At 69.6% G+C, this 16,262-nt stretch carries 15 protein-coding genes and 1 pseudogene; 14 read left to right on the top strand and 2 right to left on the bottom strand.

Going from position 1 to position 16,262, the window contains the following annotated elements; translation table 11 throughout:
* Positions 1-13: 13 nt before the first annotated feature.
* Genes IE260_RS37455 through IE260_RS37410 form a run of 10 tightly spaced genes read left to right on the top strand, consistent with a single transcriptional unit; the run spans position 14 to position 9,857 of the window.
* A complete protein-coding gene (locus IE260_RS37455) occupies positions 14-724 on the top strand; it encodes an SAF domain-containing protein (RefSeq protein ID WP_189880297.1) in 711 nt (236 codons plus the stop codon).
* Complete coding sequence (locus IE260_RS37450; RefSeq protein WP_189880294.1) at positions 724-1,551, top strand: CpaE/TadZ family protein; 828 nt, start codon at positions 724-726, stop codon at positions 1,549-1,551. Before IE260_RS37455 ends, IE260_RS37450 begins: the two co-directional genes overlap by 1 nt.
* The gene (locus IE260_RS37445) at positions 1,541-3,034 is read left to right on the top strand and encodes a TadA family conjugal transfer-associated ATPase (protein WP_189880292.1); all 1,494 of its coding nucleotides are present in this window, start codon (positions 1,541-1,543) and stop codon (positions 3,032-3,034) included. Before IE260_RS37450 ends, IE260_RS37445 begins: the two co-directional genes overlap by 11 nt.
* Positions 3,031-3,969 (top strand): type II secretion system F family protein, encoded by a 939-nt coding sequence (locus IE260_RS37440; protein WP_189880290.1) that lies wholly within the window; start codon positions 3,031-3,033, stop codon positions 3,967-3,969. The genes IE260_RS37445 and IE260_RS37440 overlap by 4 nt, the downstream gene beginning before the upstream one ends.
* Entirely contained in the window at positions 3,966-4,856 is an 891-nt protein-coding gene (locus IE260_RS37435; RefSeq protein WP_189880288.1) for a type II secretion system F family protein, read from the top strand. Before IE260_RS37440 ends, IE260_RS37435 begins: the two co-directional genes overlap by 4 nt.
* Before the next feature lie 35 nt (positions 4,857-4,891).
* Positions 4,892-5,107 (top strand): hypothetical protein, encoded by a 216-nt coding sequence (locus IE260_RS37430; RefSeq protein ID WP_189880281.1) that lies wholly within the window; start codon positions 4,892-4,894, stop codon positions 5,105-5,107.
* Positions 5,107-5,526 (top strand): TadE family protein, encoded by a 420-nt coding sequence (locus tag IE260_RS37425; RefSeq protein WP_268255020.1) that lies wholly within the window; start codon positions 5,107-5,109, stop codon positions 5,524-5,526. The genes IE260_RS37430 and IE260_RS37425 overlap by 1 nt, the downstream gene beginning before the upstream one ends.
* Positions 5,523-5,984, top strand: coding sequence for a TadE/TadG family type IV pilus assembly protein (locus IE260_RS37420; protein WP_189880354.1), 462 nt, complete (start codon positions 5,523-5,525; stop codon positions 5,982-5,984). Before IE260_RS37425 ends, IE260_RS37420 begins: the two co-directional genes overlap by 4 nt.
* 2 nt (positions 5,985-5,986) lie before the next feature.
* Complete coding sequence (locus tag IE260_RS37415; protein ID WP_189880352.1) at positions 5,987-6,427, top strand: pilus assembly protein TadG-related protein; 441 nt, start codon at positions 5,987-5,989, stop codon at positions 6,425-6,427.
* A 10-nt stretch (positions 6,428-6,437) separates the two neighbouring features.
* Positions 6,438-9,857, top strand: a complete 3,420-nt coding sequence (locus tag IE260_RS37410; RefSeq protein WP_189880279.1) for a LysM peptidoglycan-binding domain-containing protein — start codon at positions 6,438-6,440, stop codon at positions 9,855-9,857.
* Positions 9,858-9,886: 29 nt separating this feature from the next.
* On the opposite strand, the gene IE260_RS42260 is transcribed toward IE260_RS37410, so the two are convergent.
* Positions 9,887-11,752, bottom strand: a complete 1,866-nt coding sequence (locus IE260_RS42260; protein ID WP_229881705.1) for a DUF2637 domain-containing protein — start codon at positions 11,750-11,752, stop codon at positions 9,887-9,889.
* A 730-nt stretch (positions 11,753-12,482) separates the two neighbouring features.
* On the opposite strand from IE260_RS42260, the gene IE260_RS37400 reads away from it, so the two are divergent.
* A complete protein-coding gene (locus tag IE260_RS37400; protein WP_189880277.1) occupies positions 12,483-13,016 on the top strand; it encodes a GNAT family N-acetyltransferase in 534 nt (177 codons plus the stop codon).
* Here IE260_RS37400 and IE260_RS37395 read toward each other — a convergent pair.
* Positions 12,981-14,110: pseudogene (locus IE260_RS37395) on the bottom strand (IS630 family transposase). The gene IE260_RS37400 and the pseudogene IE260_RS37395 overlap by 36 nt on opposite strands.
* A 202-nt stretch (positions 14,111-14,312) precedes the next feature.
* On the opposite strand from IE260_RS37395, the gene IE260_RS37390 reads away from it, so the two are divergent.
* The 3 genes from IE260_RS37390 (at position 14,313) to IE260_RS37380 (ending at position 16,262) form a co-directional block, all read left to right on the top strand.
* Positions 14,313-15,563 (top strand): helix-turn-helix domain-containing protein, encoded by a 1,251-nt coding sequence (locus tag IE260_RS37390; protein WP_189880275.1) that lies wholly within the window; start codon positions 14,313-14,315, stop codon positions 15,561-15,563.
* A 127-nt stretch (positions 15,564-15,690) separates the two neighbouring features.
* The gene (locus IE260_RS37385; RefSeq protein WP_189880273.1) at positions 15,691-15,897 is read left to right on the top strand and encodes a hypothetical protein; all 207 of its coding nucleotides are present in this window, start codon (positions 15,691-15,693) and stop codon (positions 15,895-15,897) included.
* Positions 15,894-16,262, top strand: a complete 369-nt coding sequence (locus tag IE260_RS37380) for a DUF6415 family natural product biosynthesis protein (RefSeq protein ID WP_189880271.1) — start codon at positions 15,894-15,896, stop codon at positions 16,260-16,262. The genes IE260_RS37385 and IE260_RS37380 overlap by 4 nt, the downstream gene beginning before the upstream one ends.

The following is a 16,262-nucleotide window of genomic DNA, read 5'->3' as shown; positions in this document are numbered from 1 at the left end:
AAGGAACAGAACGTTGAGCAAGACGAAGGAACGCGCTGGTGCTGCCAGTGCGAACGGAGTACGCCAGCAGGCGCAGGTCGCCGGACCGGTCGCTCCCCCGCGGGTGTCCGCCCGCAGGCGCCGGCCAGGTGTCATCGCGTTGTCACTGGCTCTCATCGCCGCGGGAGGCGCCGGTGTTGCCGTCCTGCTGCTCCAGGTGGGACAGCGCACCCAGGTGGTGACCGTGGTCCGGGACGTCCAGGTCGGCCAGGTCGTCACCGAGCAGGATTTAGGTAAGGCCTCGGTAGCCCTGGACCCGGCCGTGAAGGCCGTACGTGCCGATGACGTGGACTCGGTGGTGGGCAAGCGGGCGGCGGTGGAGCTGAAGCCTGGCTCGTTGCTGGCCCCGACGCAGGTGACGAAGGACTCCCTGGTGAAGGCCGGAGAGCAACTGGTCCCGATCGGCCTCAAGCCCGAACAGGTCCCCGCTACTGCCCTGGTGCCGGGCCAGAAGGTCCGGCTGGTTCATGTGCCTGCCCAAGGCGCGGCGGACACAGGTGGGGCGTCCGACGATGCTTCGCCGAGGACCATCGCGGGGCGGGTGGTGAAGGCGTCGAAGGCCGCGCCCGGCACTGGGGTGGTGGTCGTGGACGTGGCCACGTCGGCGGCTGAGGGACCCACGGCTGCGGCGTGGGTGGCGGCGGGCACGCTGCGTCTGGTTCTCGACGCGCCGGAGGGCAGCTGATGGCGGTCATCGCGCTGGCTGGGTGCAGCGGTGCTCCCGGCGTGACCACCAGCGCTCTCGCTCTGCTGCTGTCGTGGCCTGTGGAAGTGGGCCGGCGGATGGTGCTGGCCGAGTGTGATCCCGACGGGGGCGCCGTGCTGCACGGCCTGCTGCAGGGCACCCTCGGGGACCGGTACGGGCTGCGGAACCTGTCGGTCGCGGCCCGGAAGGGCGAGTTCGGCGAGGCGTTCTGGCGGCAGCTGATCGATCTGAGCAGCGAGGACGGCAAGGCCGAGTCGCCACGCGACCGGTTGCTGCTGCCCGGAATCACCGATCCTGCGCAGGCGGCGAGCCTGAGCTCGGTCTGGAAGGGGCTGGCGGTGATGTTCCGCGGTATCGACGCCGACCACGGGCACGACGTGCTGGTCGACCTCGGCCGCCGCGGAGCCGTCGGCCCGTCTGGTGTCCTGGCCGAGCAGGCCGACGCCGTGCTGGTCGTCGTCCGCAACACCCTGCGCTGTCTGCAGGCCGCGCAGGGCCGGGTCAGCGAGCTGGAGGAACGCGTCGGCAACGTCGGCCTGATCGTGATCGACGAGGGACCTTACCCGGCGGGTGAAGTGCAGCGCGTGCTGCAGGTACCGGTGGTGGCGACCCTTCCGTACGCGCCGAAGGACGCGCGCGTGCTCTCTGACGGGGCCGACCAGCCACGCCATTTCACCAAGGCTCCGTTGATGAAGGCGGCCCGCACCGCGAGCACCCTGCTGGTCCAGCGGGTGGCTGCGCGTCGTGCCCGTCTCGGCCCGCACCGTGCCCCGTCGAGGGATGCAGAGGTGACGCATGCGCGGTAGGCCCCTGCACGCCGACCCCACGGTCGCCCCTCCTCCCGGTAGGCCCAGCGCTGCCCCGCCACGGCAGGTGAACGCTTCGCCCACGGGCACTGCCTCGAGCAGCCGTGCACTGGGTACGGCCACGCCCCAGGTCACGGTGGACTACAAGGTCGCCCGGCACATCGCCTCGCAGGTCGCCAAGCAGCGCGAGGAGCTCCTGAAGACAGCGCCGGACATGGACCGGGCCAGCGAGGAGCAGCGCTGCCTGGACTGGATCACCGAGGCTGTCGCGGTGTGGTCGGATGCCGCAGCGATGACTCCGCAGCAGGACGAGGCGCTGCGGCGTGCCGTCTATGACCTGCTGTACCGGGCGGGGCGGCTGCAGCCGTATCTGGACGATGAGCGGGTTGAGGACATCATCATCCAGGGCCCGGATGAGGTGTGGCTGGACTACGGCGACGGGGAACGCCGCATGGTCGGGCCGATCGCGGACTCCGAGGAGGAGTTACTGGAGCTGTTGCGGGAGCTGGCCCGGGGGTCCGGGCACCAGGAGCGGACCATCTCCACCGCGAACCCCACCCTGGCGCTGTCGCTGCAGGACGGGTCCCGGCTGCAGGCGGTCACGGGGCTCGGGCCGATGACGTATGCGGTCATTCGCCGGCACCGCGTCTCGCACGCTGATCTGGACGATCTGGTCCGGCTGGGCACGATCGACCCGGTCCTGCGCGAATTCCTCGGCGCTTGTGTGCGTGCGGAGAAGAACATCATGATCGCGGGGAAGCAGAAGGCGGGGAAGACGACGCTGCTGCGGGCGATGCTCAAGGAGTTCGACCCGGAGACGCGGTTCGCGACCATCCAGACCGAGGACGAGCTGTTCGCCCACGCCAACGGCTACCACCGCCAGGTCGTCTCCCTGATCGGACGGGAGTCCAACGGGGAGAAGGACCTCACCGGGCGCGGTGCCGGCGAGGTCACGCTGCTGGACCTGATGCACCCGGCGCTGCGGATGTCGCTGGAGCGGATCGTGGTCGGCGAGGTCCGCGGCCCGGAAGTTGTGGCGATGATGCAGGCCCTGACCAACGGGGCCGGCGGCAACCTGTGCACGATCCACGCCCGCCGCCCGGACATCATCTTCGACCGGATCGCCGAGCTGTACGCGCTGGCGCAGGGCAATCTGTCCGAGCAGCTCGCCTACCGGCAGACCGCCAACGGCCTGGACTTCATCGTGTACGTCGACATGACGGACGAAACGCAGATCGGCGGCCGCCGCCACCGCTACGTCTCCCACGTCCTGGAGCTGACCGGGATCGGTGAGTCCGGTCGTCCCGCCACCAACGAGATCTTCTCCCCCGGCCTCGAGTTCGGTGAGCTACGGGCCGTGCCGCGGATGGATCCGGGCTGCATCGACGACCTGCGCCGCGTCGGTTTCGACTCCAGCCTGTTGCAGCAGCCCTATGGGGCCTGGCAGGCGCCGCTGCCGCTGAAGGTGGGTGGCGTCCAGTGATCGTGCTGTGGGGGCTGCTCAGCGGCATGGCCGTCGTCGGCGGGCTGATCGGTCTCGTCGCCGGGATCGTGGGGTCGGCAGCGCCGCGCCGGGACCCCTGGTGGCAGCGGGTGCTGGCCCGGCGCGGCCCGGACGAGACGGAGGATGTCCGGATGCGGCGGCGGGCCTTGTCCGTCGCCGCGGCCGGGGTGTTCGCCGCGGTGTGGCTGGCCTCGGGGAACTTCGTCGCAGGGGTCCTGCTCGGTGCGGCGGTGATCGGTGTGCCGTGGCTGGTCACCCCGGGGCAGATCGCGGCGGAGCGCATCGGCCAGCTGGAAGCGCTCAGTGAGTGGACCGGGCGGCTGGCCGGCTTGCTGCGCCTCGGCATGGGCCTGGAACAGGCAATGATCACCAGCCGGCAGAGCGCCCCGGACGAACTCGCCGCCCAGATCGTCAACCTGTCCGACCGGCTGCGGCTGGGCTGGCGTCCGGAAGACGCCCTGCGGGCCTTCGGTGACGAACTCGGCGACGTCACCGGCGACAAGGTGGTGGCCGCGCTGATCCTGTCGGTCAATGACCGCGGGCCGGGCCTGGCCCAGGCGCTGGAGGACCTGGCGGGCAGCGTTCGCGACGAGGTCGCCAAGAAGCGCAGTATCGAGGCGGACCGTGCCAAGCCGCGGACCACGGTGCGGTGGATGACCATCATCACCGTGGGCATCGTGGTGGCCGGTTTCTTCGTCCCCTCCTACACCGCCCCGTACTCCACGCTGCTGGGCCAGCTGGTCCTCGCCTTCCTCACCGCCGGGTTCGTCGCCACCCTCGCGCTGATGCGGCAGCTCGGCGCCTTCCGACGCATCCCACGGTTCCTGGTCACCGATGCGGCCAGCACCGTACGGCTACCCGCACCCGCTGCCGCCTCTGACGTCGAACGTGAGCCGGAAGGGGCCACTCTGTGAACCTTCTGCCTGTCGTGCTGACCGGCGGGACGGTCGGCGCCGGTGTCGCTCTGCTGGTGCGGGAGATGCTGCTGCGGCCGCAGCCCGCCCTGGCCCCGGCCCTGCAGCGCACGGCGCCGGGCAGCCTGCCCGTGGCCGCCGAGCAGGATTTGGACCGGGACGAGGTGTGGGGGCGGTGGCTGCTGGCCCGCTTCGAACGCCTGCCCGGCGTGCGGGTGCCCGTCAAGAATCTGGCCCTGCTCGGCCAGGGCCCAGGCCAGTTCATGCTGAAGAAGACCGCACTCGCCACGCTCGGGCTGCTCTGCCCCGTGCTGGTCACGATCCCGTGGATCGTGGCGGGCATCTCACTGCCCTTCTACGTGCCGGCCGTCGTCGGACTCGCCGTCGCCGCACTACTGTTCATCACCCCCGACCTGGCCGTGCGCGACCAGGCCAAGCGGGCGCGGGAGGAGTTCGCCCACGCCCTGGTCGCCTACCTGGACCTGGTCGCGCTCAAGCGCGCAGCGGACGCAGGCCCCGCCGAAGCCCTGGAGAAGGCGGCCGCCGTCGGACAGGGCTGGCCCTTCCTGTACCTGCAGGGCGCGCTGCGCCGGGCCCGCCTGGAGAAAATCCCGCCGTATCAGGCGTTGAGTGAGCTGGCCGCCGAGTACGACCTGCCCGCCCTGGACGACGTCGCCGACATCATGCGCGGCTCTGCCACCGACGGCGCCGCCGTCTACAAGGCGCTGCGGGCGCGGACCGCCGCGCTCAGCGCTGAACTGCTGGCCAATCAGGCCGCGGAGGCGAATGCCGCCAGCGAGAAGATGACCGCTCCCGGCGCGCTGCTGGCGGTGCTGGTCATGCTCCTGATGGCGTTCCCGGCGGTGATCCGCATGCTCACCGTCTGATCCCAACCGAACCGACCACTGGCAAGGAGAGTTCCGTGAAGTACACCGCCGTCCGTTCCTACCGTGCCATGCACCGGCTGACCACGCGGCTGGAGGAGGGGCTCGCCGAGATGCGGCGGCGCCCGGACCGGGGCGACATCAGCATCACCACCGTCATCATCTGGGTCGCCGCCGTCACCGGCGCCCTGGTGATCGCCGGGACGATCGCCGCAGTCATCGCCAAGTACAACGGAAACCTGAACGGCATCTGATGCTGGACCCCACCCGCCTGACGGAATGGTGGCGGGGGCGCAGATGGGCCGACGACCGTGGGGACGCTTCGATCCAGATGGCCATCGTCTACCCGTTCGTGCTGCTCGCCGCGATCGCCGTCATCCAGGCCTCCATGTGGTACTACGCCCGGCAGATCGCCCTGACCGCCGCCCGGGAAGGAGTCACCGCCGCCCGCGCCTACCAGGCCGGCCCCGCCGACGGCACCGCCCGCGCCCGCCAGGTCCTGGGCCGTACGGCCGGGGACAGCCTGCGCTCTACCAGCGTCAGCGCCAGCAGCGACGGTGAACGCGTACGGGTGCAGGTCAGCGGGGTGGCCCAGTCACTCCTGCCCGGGGTCCCGGGGCTGACCATCACGCAGTCGGCGTCCGCGCCAGCCGAGAGGTGGACGAAGCCATGAGGCCCTTCCACAGGGTGACGCGACGCCTGGGCAGGGCGCGAGGTGACGAGGGGAGCGTCGCCATCGAGGCGGCTATCGTCATCCCGCCGCTGATCATGTTCGTGTGCCTGGCCCTCGCCGGCGGCCGCCTCGTCACCTCCGGCGCGAAGATCGACGCCGCCGCGGAGGACGCCGCTCGGGAGGCGTCCATCCACCGCACCGCCGCCTCCGCCCAAACCGCAGCCCAGGCCGCGGCCGCCGAATCCCTCAACGACCAGGGCATCGACTGCGCGTCCAGCAGCGTCGCTATCGACACCAGCGGGCTGAGCGTGCCGGTAGGCCAGGTCGGCACGGTCACAGTGACCATCACCTGCGCGGTCAGCCTGGCCGACCTCCTGCTGCCCGGGGTGCCTGGCTCCAGAGATCTGACGTCAACAGCCACATCGGTAGTTGATGCCTACAGGGCCCGGGCTTCATGAAGATGATCTGGGTGAGCGCACGCGCGCGTAGGTGGGACGACCGCGGGGGCGTGACCGTGTTCGTGGCGGTCTGCGTCGTCGCACTGATCGGGATCATCGGTGTCGCCGTCGACGGGGGCGGCAAGATGCGGGCCACCGAGCGCGCCGACCACGTCGCCGGGGAAGCCGCCCGGGCCGGCGGGCAGGCCGTCGACCCGACCACGGCCATCAGCGGCGAAAGTGTCGTCGTCAAGCCACAGGATGCCATCGCCGCGGCGCAGGCCTACCTCCGGTCTGTCGGCGCCACCGGCACGGTGAGCGTCTCCGCAGACGGCAAGACGCTCACCGTGCACACCACCGGCACCTACGCCACGAAGTTCCTGCCGGTGGTCGGGATCGGTTCCATGCCGGTCACCGGCCACGGCTCCGCGACGCTCCTGCACGGCGTCACCGCACCCGAGTAGAGGAACCCTGATGCGCAGCACCCACGCTCCTGCCGCAGCCGGCCGCACTCCGGTCCAGGTGATCACAGGCATCGTGAGCCTGCTCGTCCTCGCCGGCGCCGTGGTCGCGCTGCCGCTGCTCCTCACCTGGGCGACCCCGGTCATCTGGGCCGCCACCCACGACGACCTGGCTCATCTGCTGGACCGGCAGGACACCGGCGCGGCGTTCCTGGCGCTGCTGCTCGTCGTCGGCTGGGTCGGCTGGGCGCAGTTCGCATTCTGCGCCGTGCGGGAGCTGGCCGCGCAACTGCGCGGGCGCACCTGGCGGGTGCCGCGCGGGTTCGGCGCCTCGCAGCGTGCCGCAGCCGCGCTCATCGGCAGCATCCTCGTGCTGCTGCCCACCAGTTCAGCCCTCGCCTCCGACGCGCAAGCGGCGACCAGCGCAACCGCGACCCGGCTGCCGGGCCAGGCCGGCGAGCAGCCGTCCTCCGAGCAGGTGCAGCCGGGCTCCGGGACGAGCTCGGCGACGCCGGTGCGTACCGTACAGGCGGGAGAGAGCCTGTGGAGTATCGCCGAACGGGAACTCGGGGACGGCGAGAGGTGGCGGGAGATCGCCGCCCTGAACGAGGGCCGCGCTATGGCCGACGGCCAAGTCTTCCAGTCGAACAGCTTCCTGCGAGCCGGATGGCAACTGCAGATGCCCTCTGACGTCACATTTCCAGGCGGCGACCGCACCCAGCTGACCGCCGAGGCGGCGGCCGATGAGGCGAGCGTGCATGTGGTCACCGTCGATGAGGGCGACTACCTGTCGAAGATCGCCGAGGAGGAGCTCGGCGACAGCGATGAGTGGCCCACGCTGTTCGCCGCCAGCCGCGGCAAGCCTCAGCCCGACGGCCTGCCTGCCATCACCGACCCGGATGTGATCTACGCGGGGCAGCAGATCACCGTGCCCGACGCGCAGCGCGACGAGACGCCGCCCCCGGGCGGCGAGTCGGACAGCCAGGAGCGTACTCCCCCGCCTGCTCAGGCACCGGACAGCGAGCAGACGCCGGACAGCGGGCAGGCGCCCGCGCCAGACCGAACCACGGCGCCCGCACCCACCTCGCCGGGTCCCCCGAGCAGCCCGTCTGCCGAACAGCCCAGTCAGGGACGCTCCCCCTCCGCGACGGCTCCGGCGGCGCCGCAGCCCAGCAGCAGCGCCCCTACCGTCGCGCCGTCCTCACCGGCCCAGACGCCCGACGCTGCAGCCACCTCCGCCGACCCCGCCGCGGCCGCGCCGGCGCCGGCCAGGGCCGACGGTCCGTTGAACCTGCGCATCGTGCTGGGCGCCGGGGCGCTGCTGGCCGCCGCCATCACCGGCGCACTCGCTCTGCGCCGCACGCTGCAGCGGCGCCGCCGCAAGCCCGGCGAGACGATCGCCATCGCAGGCGAGACCTCCCCGGCCGAGGCACAGCTGGCGGCGGCCGCCGAACCCGGCGGTGCCGCGCGCCTGGACGTGGCCCTGCGGACCATGGCCCACCAGGCGCAGCAAGACGGTGCGGCAGGTGTGCCGGGGGTGCAAGCCGCGCAGATCGGCGCCCGCACAGTCCACGTGCTGCCCGAGGACCTCTCCCAGAAACCGCTGGCGCCGTTCGTCTCAGGGAAGGGCGGGTGGTGGGTTCTGGACTCAGACGCCGTCCTCCTAGACGAGGACACTGCCCGTGACGTGCCAGCGCCCTACCCGGGCCTGGTCACCATCGGCAGCACCCAGACGGGGGACCTGGTGCTGCTCAATCTCGCCCGGGTGTCCGCTCTGCTGCTGGACGGCAACCCGGTGCACATCACCGAGGTGTGCACCTCGCTCGCTCTCGAGCTCGGGATGAGCCCGTGGGCGGGCGACGTCGAAGTCGTCACGATCGGGTTCGGCGAGGACCTGCCGCAGCTGCTGCCCACCGCGCGGATCGCCCACATGCGCCAGCCCACGCACGCGCTGCGCGACCTGACCGAACGGTTGCTGGAAGCCCACCAGATGCCTGACACCGCCCACCAGCCCTACCTGCTGCTGTGCGCGTCGGCTCTGGATGCCGACACCGCCTGGGAGTTCGCCGACGTCATCGCCAAGGCGGGCGACGTCCCGGTCACCTTGGTGGCCCCGGCCAGCACGGCCGCCCCGCACTTTCCCGAGGCGGAGATCCTCAACGCCTCGCTCAGCACGCCGCAGGCCCTCGAGTCCGCCGGCGGAGAGATCACGGTTCAGCGCCTGGAGCACGCCGCCTACCTCCAGATCACCACCGCGCTGAAAGTGTCCGCGCAGCCCGCCCACCCGGCCGAAGGCGCATGGAAAGACGTCCCGGACGAGACCACCAGCGTGGGCCAGCCGCAAGAGCCGACCCGTGCGGAGCAGAGCGAGCAGACGGAGTCCCAGGTAGCGGTCACGTCCGCAGCCCACACGGGGCCCTTGGTGGCGCCGGACGCGGAGACGAGCAGCGAGGTCTTCCCTGCCCTGCTCGCCGCCACTGCCGACCCTGCCGGGTTGCGTCTCCTGCCAGCCACCACGCCAACGCCCCAGGCGCAAGTGGAGTACCCGCCCGGCACGGACACTCCACGTCCCCGGACCGCAGAGTCTGCGGAATCTGGGGAAGAGAAGCCTGACGCCGCGGGGGCACCGGTGGTGAACACGACGGCGAAGGCGGGGGCGGTCGTGGATGCAGCCCGTGACCTGCACGCGCCGGAGATCCGGGTACTGGGCCCCATTGAGGTGACGGGGGTCGACAGCACCGGCCACGGCCCCCGGCTGGCACAGCTGGCCGCGTTGCTCCTTTTCCGGCCCGGGCGCAGCGCCCAGATCCTGTGTTCCGACATGGATCCCACCCATCCGTGGAGCCTGAGCACCCTCAACGCCCGGATGCAGGGCCTGCGCCGTTCCCTGGGCAGCGACCCCGACGGCAATCCCTACGTGCCGCGCCGCAAGACCGGCGAAGACCCCTACCGCCTCTCCCCCGCCGTACGATGCGACTGGACCCGCTTCCTGCAGCTCGTCGAACGCGCCCTGCCCTCGGGTCCGGCCGGTCTACCCGACCTGGAGAAAGCACTCTCACTGGTGCGCGGCAAACCGTTCGGGGGAGCTCCCCTGCCCTGGGCCGAGCCGCACCAGCAGGAGATGACCACCCGGATCGTCGACGTGGCACACACCGTGGCCACCTACCGAACCGCCCCCGGCCCTCACCGGGACCTCAGCGCCGCCCGCCAGGCCGTAGCGACCGGCCTCGACGTCGACAACACCGCCGAGCTCCTCTACCGGGACTGGTGTCGGCTCGAACACGCGGCCGGGAACCGGCAAGGGCTGCACACCGCGATCACCCGCGTCCAACAGGTCAACCGGACACTCGACTGCTCCCTGGAAACGGAGACCGAGCAACTCATCAACGAACTCCTCGACGACTCCGGCAGTGGGGCGCGCAAGAGCCTGTAATCACCGTTCTCGTCCGCAGGGCGGTTGCGTCACCCGTGCTGGACGTCGGCGTGGTGGCGGGTGAGGGCCTGCCAGCGCCGCTCGAAATCGGCGGCGTGCTCGGCAACGTAGGCGGTGGTGATGGGCTTGTTGTACTGGCCGGTGATTCCTTGGGCCGCGCAGTGGCGCGCGACGGCGTCCGCATCGGGTTCTTCACTGCCCGTCCGGTGTTCGGCCCAGACGTTGTAGACGCGGGAGGGCAGAAAGTAACGGCGCAGGTTTGCCGGGCTGACCGGTTTTCCGCCGCGGCCGTGTGTGCCGTGCAGTGCGAGGTGGGCGGACAGTTCCTCGGCGGTGGGCTCAGCACCGTGCTCAGCCTGGTACTCCATCCACCCGAGGTAGTAGCGGTCGGCCGTGGTGAGGACGGTGTTCTCCGCTGTTGAGGCTTCCGGTCCTGGCGGCGGGTCGAGGCGCGCATCCACCCGGGGGCTGCGCTTGTCCTTAGCGGCCTGAGCCCCCGCCGAGGCCGTCTCGGGTTCCTGTGGCGCGGTGGTTTCGTCCGCGACCTGACCGTCGGAATCGGCGGTCGGTGCTTCGGCATCCTGTCCGCTGGTGGACTGGTGTACCCGGAAGCTGTTGACGAAGTCGGCCAGGTCGTCGCCGGTGATGGGCCGGCCGCCGTCACCCGTGATGGCGTCCCGCTGGTAGACGAAGGCCGCCAAAGCGTCGGCATCCGGGAAGGCGCCGTGCTCTTGCGCGTAGGTGAGCCAGGCACTGTGGAAGTAGTCGTACCAGTCGATGGATTCGTCAGCCGGCTCCGGCCCGTCGGTCACCGCCGGCTCCCCGACCGGAGCCGCATAGCGCTCCTGGAGGGCCAGGAGGAGGGGCTGCACCTGGTCCTCGGCGAGGGGGTTGCCTGCCGCTGTGGTGACGCCATAGACGTCGCGGAGCCACAAAGCCCACTGCATGGGGGTCGGCTCGACCTTGTAGCGCGCGAGGAACGCCTGGTAGGCGTCTGCGAACCGCTCGGCGTCTTCCCCGGTGGCGACCGCCGCGCCGTGTGGTCGCTCGGGAGCCGCTGCCGGATGCTCCGCCGGGCGTGCCTGCGTGATCTCCGCCGGCGCCGGCCTGTCGTCCCGTCCGGCACTGGGTGTGGTGTCTTCGGCCTGGTCGGCGGGTGCGGAGATCCGTTCGACGGTGAAGAGGACCGGAGGTTCTTCGATGCCCGCGGCGGCGAGACCGGCGAGCGCGGTCTGCGCCAGAGGGACACCGAAGCGGGCGAGCCGCAGCGGCATCAGTGCTTCGACGGGTGCCTTGCGGCGCCAGGCCCGGCCGTAGCGGGAACGGAGACTGGCCTGGTAGACGAGCCGTTCCTGCTCCAACTTGATCACCTGGTCGTAGGAGCGCAGCTCCCACAGCTTCATCCGCCGCCACAGAAGGAAGGTGGGCACCGGGGAGAGCAGCCAGCGGGTGAGGCGCACGCCCTCCATGTGCTTGTCGGCGGTGATGTCCGCGATCCGGCCGATCGCGTGCCGGGCGGCCTCGACGGCCACCACGAACAGGATCGGGATCACCCCGTGCATGCCCACACCCAGCGGGTCCGGCCACGCCGCCGCGCCGTTGAACGCGATCGTCGCCGCCGTCAGCAGCCACGCCGTCTGCCGCAGCAGCGGGAACGGGATGCGGATCCACGTCAGCAGCAGATCCAGAGCGAGCAGGACGCAGATGCCCGCGTCGATGCCGATCGGGAAGACGTAGGAGAAGTCCCCGAAGCCCTTCTTGACCGCCAGCTCACGGACCGCCGCATACGAACCCGCGAAACCGATCCCGGCAATGACCACAACGCCGAAAACCACCACACCGATCAGAACCCGGTGCGCCCACGACAGACGGGTCAACCCCTCCCCCGCGCCCATCACACCCTCACCTCAGACCCAACCAGTTACACAGTGACACGCAGGCCACAGCCTTTCACGGACACGCTTGCCACTGCGACGGTTCGAAGCAACTCCCGCCCCCCTGCCGGTACAAAACCAGTCACTTGAGCAAAGCGCGGCGTGCAACCAGTCACCCAGCGGGCGATCGAGCCAAGCCCGCACTACCCTGCAGGACGCGACCCCTCAGCCTCGACGGTACGCGGCCGACCGGGGCCGCGGCCGTATCCGGGCCCGCCGAGCAACCAGGACGCGGCAGGGGCCAATCACCGCCCGCGACCAGCCGGTGTCCCGAGAATCCTGTCCGCGCCCGCGCTCTGCGGTACACATGCACAGGAACGCGTTGCTACCCGCCTAAATGCCCCAACCCGCCGCCTGGTGCAGGGCCTGTCGGCGAGTACGGATGTCTACGCGCGAGCCCAGGCTGGCCCCCGTGCACCGTCACGTCTGAGCTGTCACGCGGTATCTAGTGCCGCATCAGGCAACGTTCGCCCTGCTGTGGTGTGACGCGCCCACTCGGATGCTTGGCCGGGTGGCATGGGGCGGCCACCTTCGTCGTGCGTCGATACCAGTACAGGCCCACGCACTTGCCTGATAGATTCACCCTAAGTAACTAACCTTCCCGGTCAGTTGGTATCCGCCGGGGAGGCTTTTTCATGCGCGGAAACAGAGTGCCTTGGGCTGAAGTCGACCAATCTCACCACGGAGTCTCATGTCAGACATCTCCCTGCGCCTCGCAGACCCTGCCGACAAGCCCACAACCGAACGCCTGTGGCTGATGTTCCGACATGACATGTCGGAGTTGGAGGGTGACCTGCCCAACCCCGACGGATCCTTCCGAGACGAATGGCTTCACATGGCGTTCTCCGAACCCGACCGGGCACCGTATCTCCTGACGAACGGTGACCGGCCCATCGGGTTCGCGTTCGTCCGCGGTCTGCTTGGTCCGACGCGCGTGATGAACAGCTTCTTCGTGGTACGCGGGGCGCGACGGGCGGGGACCGGAATGCGCGCTGCTCAGGGCATCGTGGCCCGGCATCCGGGGCAGTGGGAGATCGCGTTTCAGGATGCCAACCCGGGCGCGGTGGAATTCTGGCGTCGCGTCGCCACAGAGATCACCGGCGACACCTGGACCGAGGAGCGCAGACCGGTGCCGGACCGGCCGGACTTGGCACCTGACGTCTGGATCTCGTTCAGTACGACGGCCGGATCAAGCAACGTTCGCCCTGTCGACGAGGACGCGTAGGCGCTTGTCGTCGGCATGGCGGTTACGCCAGATGGTGTAGCGGCGGATCATGCTGCCCTGCTCCTTGTGGGTGGCGTGGTCGGTGCCGTCGAGGGTGAAGTAACGCAGGGCCGTGAACTGCGCCTCTATGCGGTTGAGTCAGGAGCTGTTGGTCGGGGTGTAGGCGATCTCGACGTTGTTCGCGGCGGTCCAGGTGCCGACCCGCTGGCATTTCTTCGTGGTCAGGTGTGGGGAGAAGTTGTCGCAGACGATCGCGAGGCGGGTTTCGGGTGGGTGGAGGGTCCGCAGGTAGCGACAGAATTCCAGGACTGCGTGCGCTTCTTCACCGGCTTGATGTGGCCGTAGAGTCTGTTCTTGGCCAGGTCCAGGGCGGCGAACAGGTGCCGTACTCCGCCGTAGCGGTTGTAGGTCGCCCGGCGCCTGCGGCGGGGTTCGCGGTCGGTGTCCTTGTGCTTGCCACCCCATTCGGCCCACTGCCAGCCCGGGTGCGGTATCAGGTTGAACGGTCCGAACTCGTCCATGCAGAAGATGACTTCGGGTTCGTCGGCCTCGGGTATGACCTCGCCGTCGGCGATCGCGTAGAGATGTTCGACCCGGGCCTTCTTGACCGCGTAGTCCGGGTCACGGGAGGTCTTCCAGGTCTTCAGGCGTTGAAAGGAGACGCCTTCCTCGCGAAGCAGGATGCGCAGGCCCTCGTGGCTGATGTCGTCGACCACCCCCTCGGCGACCAGGAAGTCCGCCAGCTTGGTCAGACTCCAGGTGGAAAACGGCAGGTCGTGCTCGGCCGGCTTCGACTTCGCGATCTTCTTGATCTCGCGACGCTCGGGCAGCGAGAACGTCTTCGGCCGGCCTCCCTTGTACTTGGGAAACAGGGAGTCGAAGCCGTCGGTGTTGAAGTTGTGGAAGTCCCGAACCCGGTCCGTGCTGGTGAACGACACTTCGGCAATCTTGGCCACGGTCATGCCCTGCGCGGACAGCAGCACCATCTGGGCCCGCCGCCAGGTCACCACCGAGCCGGTGCCCCTGCGGATGGTCCGAAGCAGCCGTCGGCCTTCGTCATCGTCGATCTCGCGTACTCGCACTCGTTCTGCCACCTGGACAGGGTGACGGCCACGCGCCGCCCGGCACAGCACCCCAACGGCACGTCAAATCACAACAGGGCGAACATTGCCTGATGCGGCACTAGGAGGGGTGCGACAGCGAAGACGCTGCGCAAGGTGTGCCCGAGCCGCACATGAAACCGGCCTTGCCCCCTACCCTGGCAGTGACGAAGCTGCTAGAAGGGGCAAGGCCTTGATGTCTTCAGATGCTACCCCGGACCCGTATGCCGATCCGCTGAGGTTCGGCCAGAGGGCACAAATCCTACGTGAACGCCGTGGCATGACTCAGACTCAGGTCGCCGATCTACTCGGGATCTCGCCGCACACCTACCGCAAGATCGAGAACGGGCAGCAGAAGGCACCTGGCATTGAGACGGTGCTCCGCCTCGCTGAGATTCTCAGAGTGCGTGATCTGGCAGACCTTACGGGACGGTCGGACGCTCACGTGGACCTGTTCGTCGGGCCCGGCCACCCGAGACTGGCTGCGGTCAAGGCCGCCATCGATGCGTTCCCGCTCACCACGAGCGTCGAACCGCCACCGCTGGTGCATGTTGAAGCCCGGCTGCACGCTGCCTGGCGGGCACGCCACCAGTCGCCCAATCACCGCGAGGCGATCGGCGCACTTCTGCCGGACCTCATTCGGGATACACAGCTGCTCGTACGGCATGCGGACACTGCCGCCGAACGACGCGTGGCGCAATCCCTGCTGGCCCAGACCTATTCTCTGGCACAGTTCTTCATCGCCTACCAGCCCGACAGTTCGCTGCTCTGGCGGGTCGCCGAACGCGGCATGATCGCGGCCCAGGAGAGCGAGGACCCTCACGCGATCGGGGTCGCCTCCTGGCTCTTGGCGCAAGCTCACCGCGATACCGGGCCCCGCCACTTCGACGCGGCCGACGCGGTAAATCAAGAGGCCGTCCGCTACCTCTCACCGTTTCTCCCCAATGCGTCCGACGAGGTCCTGGCCATCGCCGGCGCGCTGGAATTCGAGCTCGGTTACACGGCCGCCCGCCGTCGCGACACTGGCACGGCATGGCGGCACTGGGACAAGGCAAACGACATGGCGGCTCGCCTGCCGTCCGACTACTACCACCCGGTCACCAGCTTCTCCCAGGCCATCATGGGAGCCCACGCGGTAACGGTGGCGGTCGAACTGCACCAAGGCGGCGAGTCCGTGCGGCAGTCGGCGAAGGCCGACAAGGCCATCATCAAGTCCCGGCCACGCCGCGCGCGACACCGGATCGAGGAAGCTCGCGGTTTCCAGCTGGACAACCAGCCGGACGTGGCCGTGGCCTCCCTGGAGAAAGCGTTCGAGGCGGCACCGGAAACGATCCGGTACAACGGCTACGCCAAGACGATCCTTCTTGAGGAGATTGAATCAACGCACTCGGCCCGCCGCCGTCGCGCGGCTGACCTGGCAGCAAGGGTCGGCATCCTCGCTGCCTGAGCGTAGCGACCGGATCACGGTCGGCGGTCCCGCAAAGGCGCCTCTACGGTCGAAGCCCAGACCCCGGCAAGGTGGATGAGACCTCCCGGGGCGTGGCCAACGCTCAATCCGTAGAGGGAGCGTCGACATGACGAACCGTACCCCGCCGGCCGACAACCGCCCACCGGGCGCCAAGCTGACTATCCGCGTGTACACGGTGAACCGCCGCGGCGAGGTCGCTGATGACCGCGGCACCGTGACGGTAATGGACCGGAAGGGACCGCTGCCCCTGCACCACGGCTTCCCGCCCTGCCAGTGCCCCCGCCACCGGACCGGACGGGCGGTAACCGAATGAACGGCACTCAGCAGGACACTGCCACCGCGCCCGTCGACCTGACGGTGTTGCGGGAGACGGCCGCGGTCCTCGTGAGCCGGGATGCCACCGCCGTCCCGTTCCCGGAGAACGCGGACGTGGGTGTCCTCACGGAAATGGTGCGCGGCCACTTGGCGGTTTTGATTCCGGAGTTGGAGCTCGCAGCCGCGAAACTGCCGGAGGAGAGCGTGGCCCGGTACTGCGTGCTCGCCTGTATCGGTGAGGCCCGGGGCAAGCTGAGTGTGCAGGCGTCACCTCGGTACGGCGGTGCACTCGGCTACGCCCGTCGCCTGGCCCGCGTCCTCAACGCCCTGTGTGACCACTACGAGAAGCTGGGCGCGCTGTGA

The sequence above is a fragment of the Streptomyces viridiviolaceus genome (assembly GCF_014650995.1).
GTDB classification, from domain to species: Bacteria; Actinomycetota; Actinomycetes; order Streptomycetales; family Streptomycetaceae; genus Streptomyces; species Streptomyces viridiviolaceus.
The sequence above is the reverse complement of the archived record's forward strand: the minus strand, read 5'-3'. Positions and strand labels throughout refer to the sequence as shown.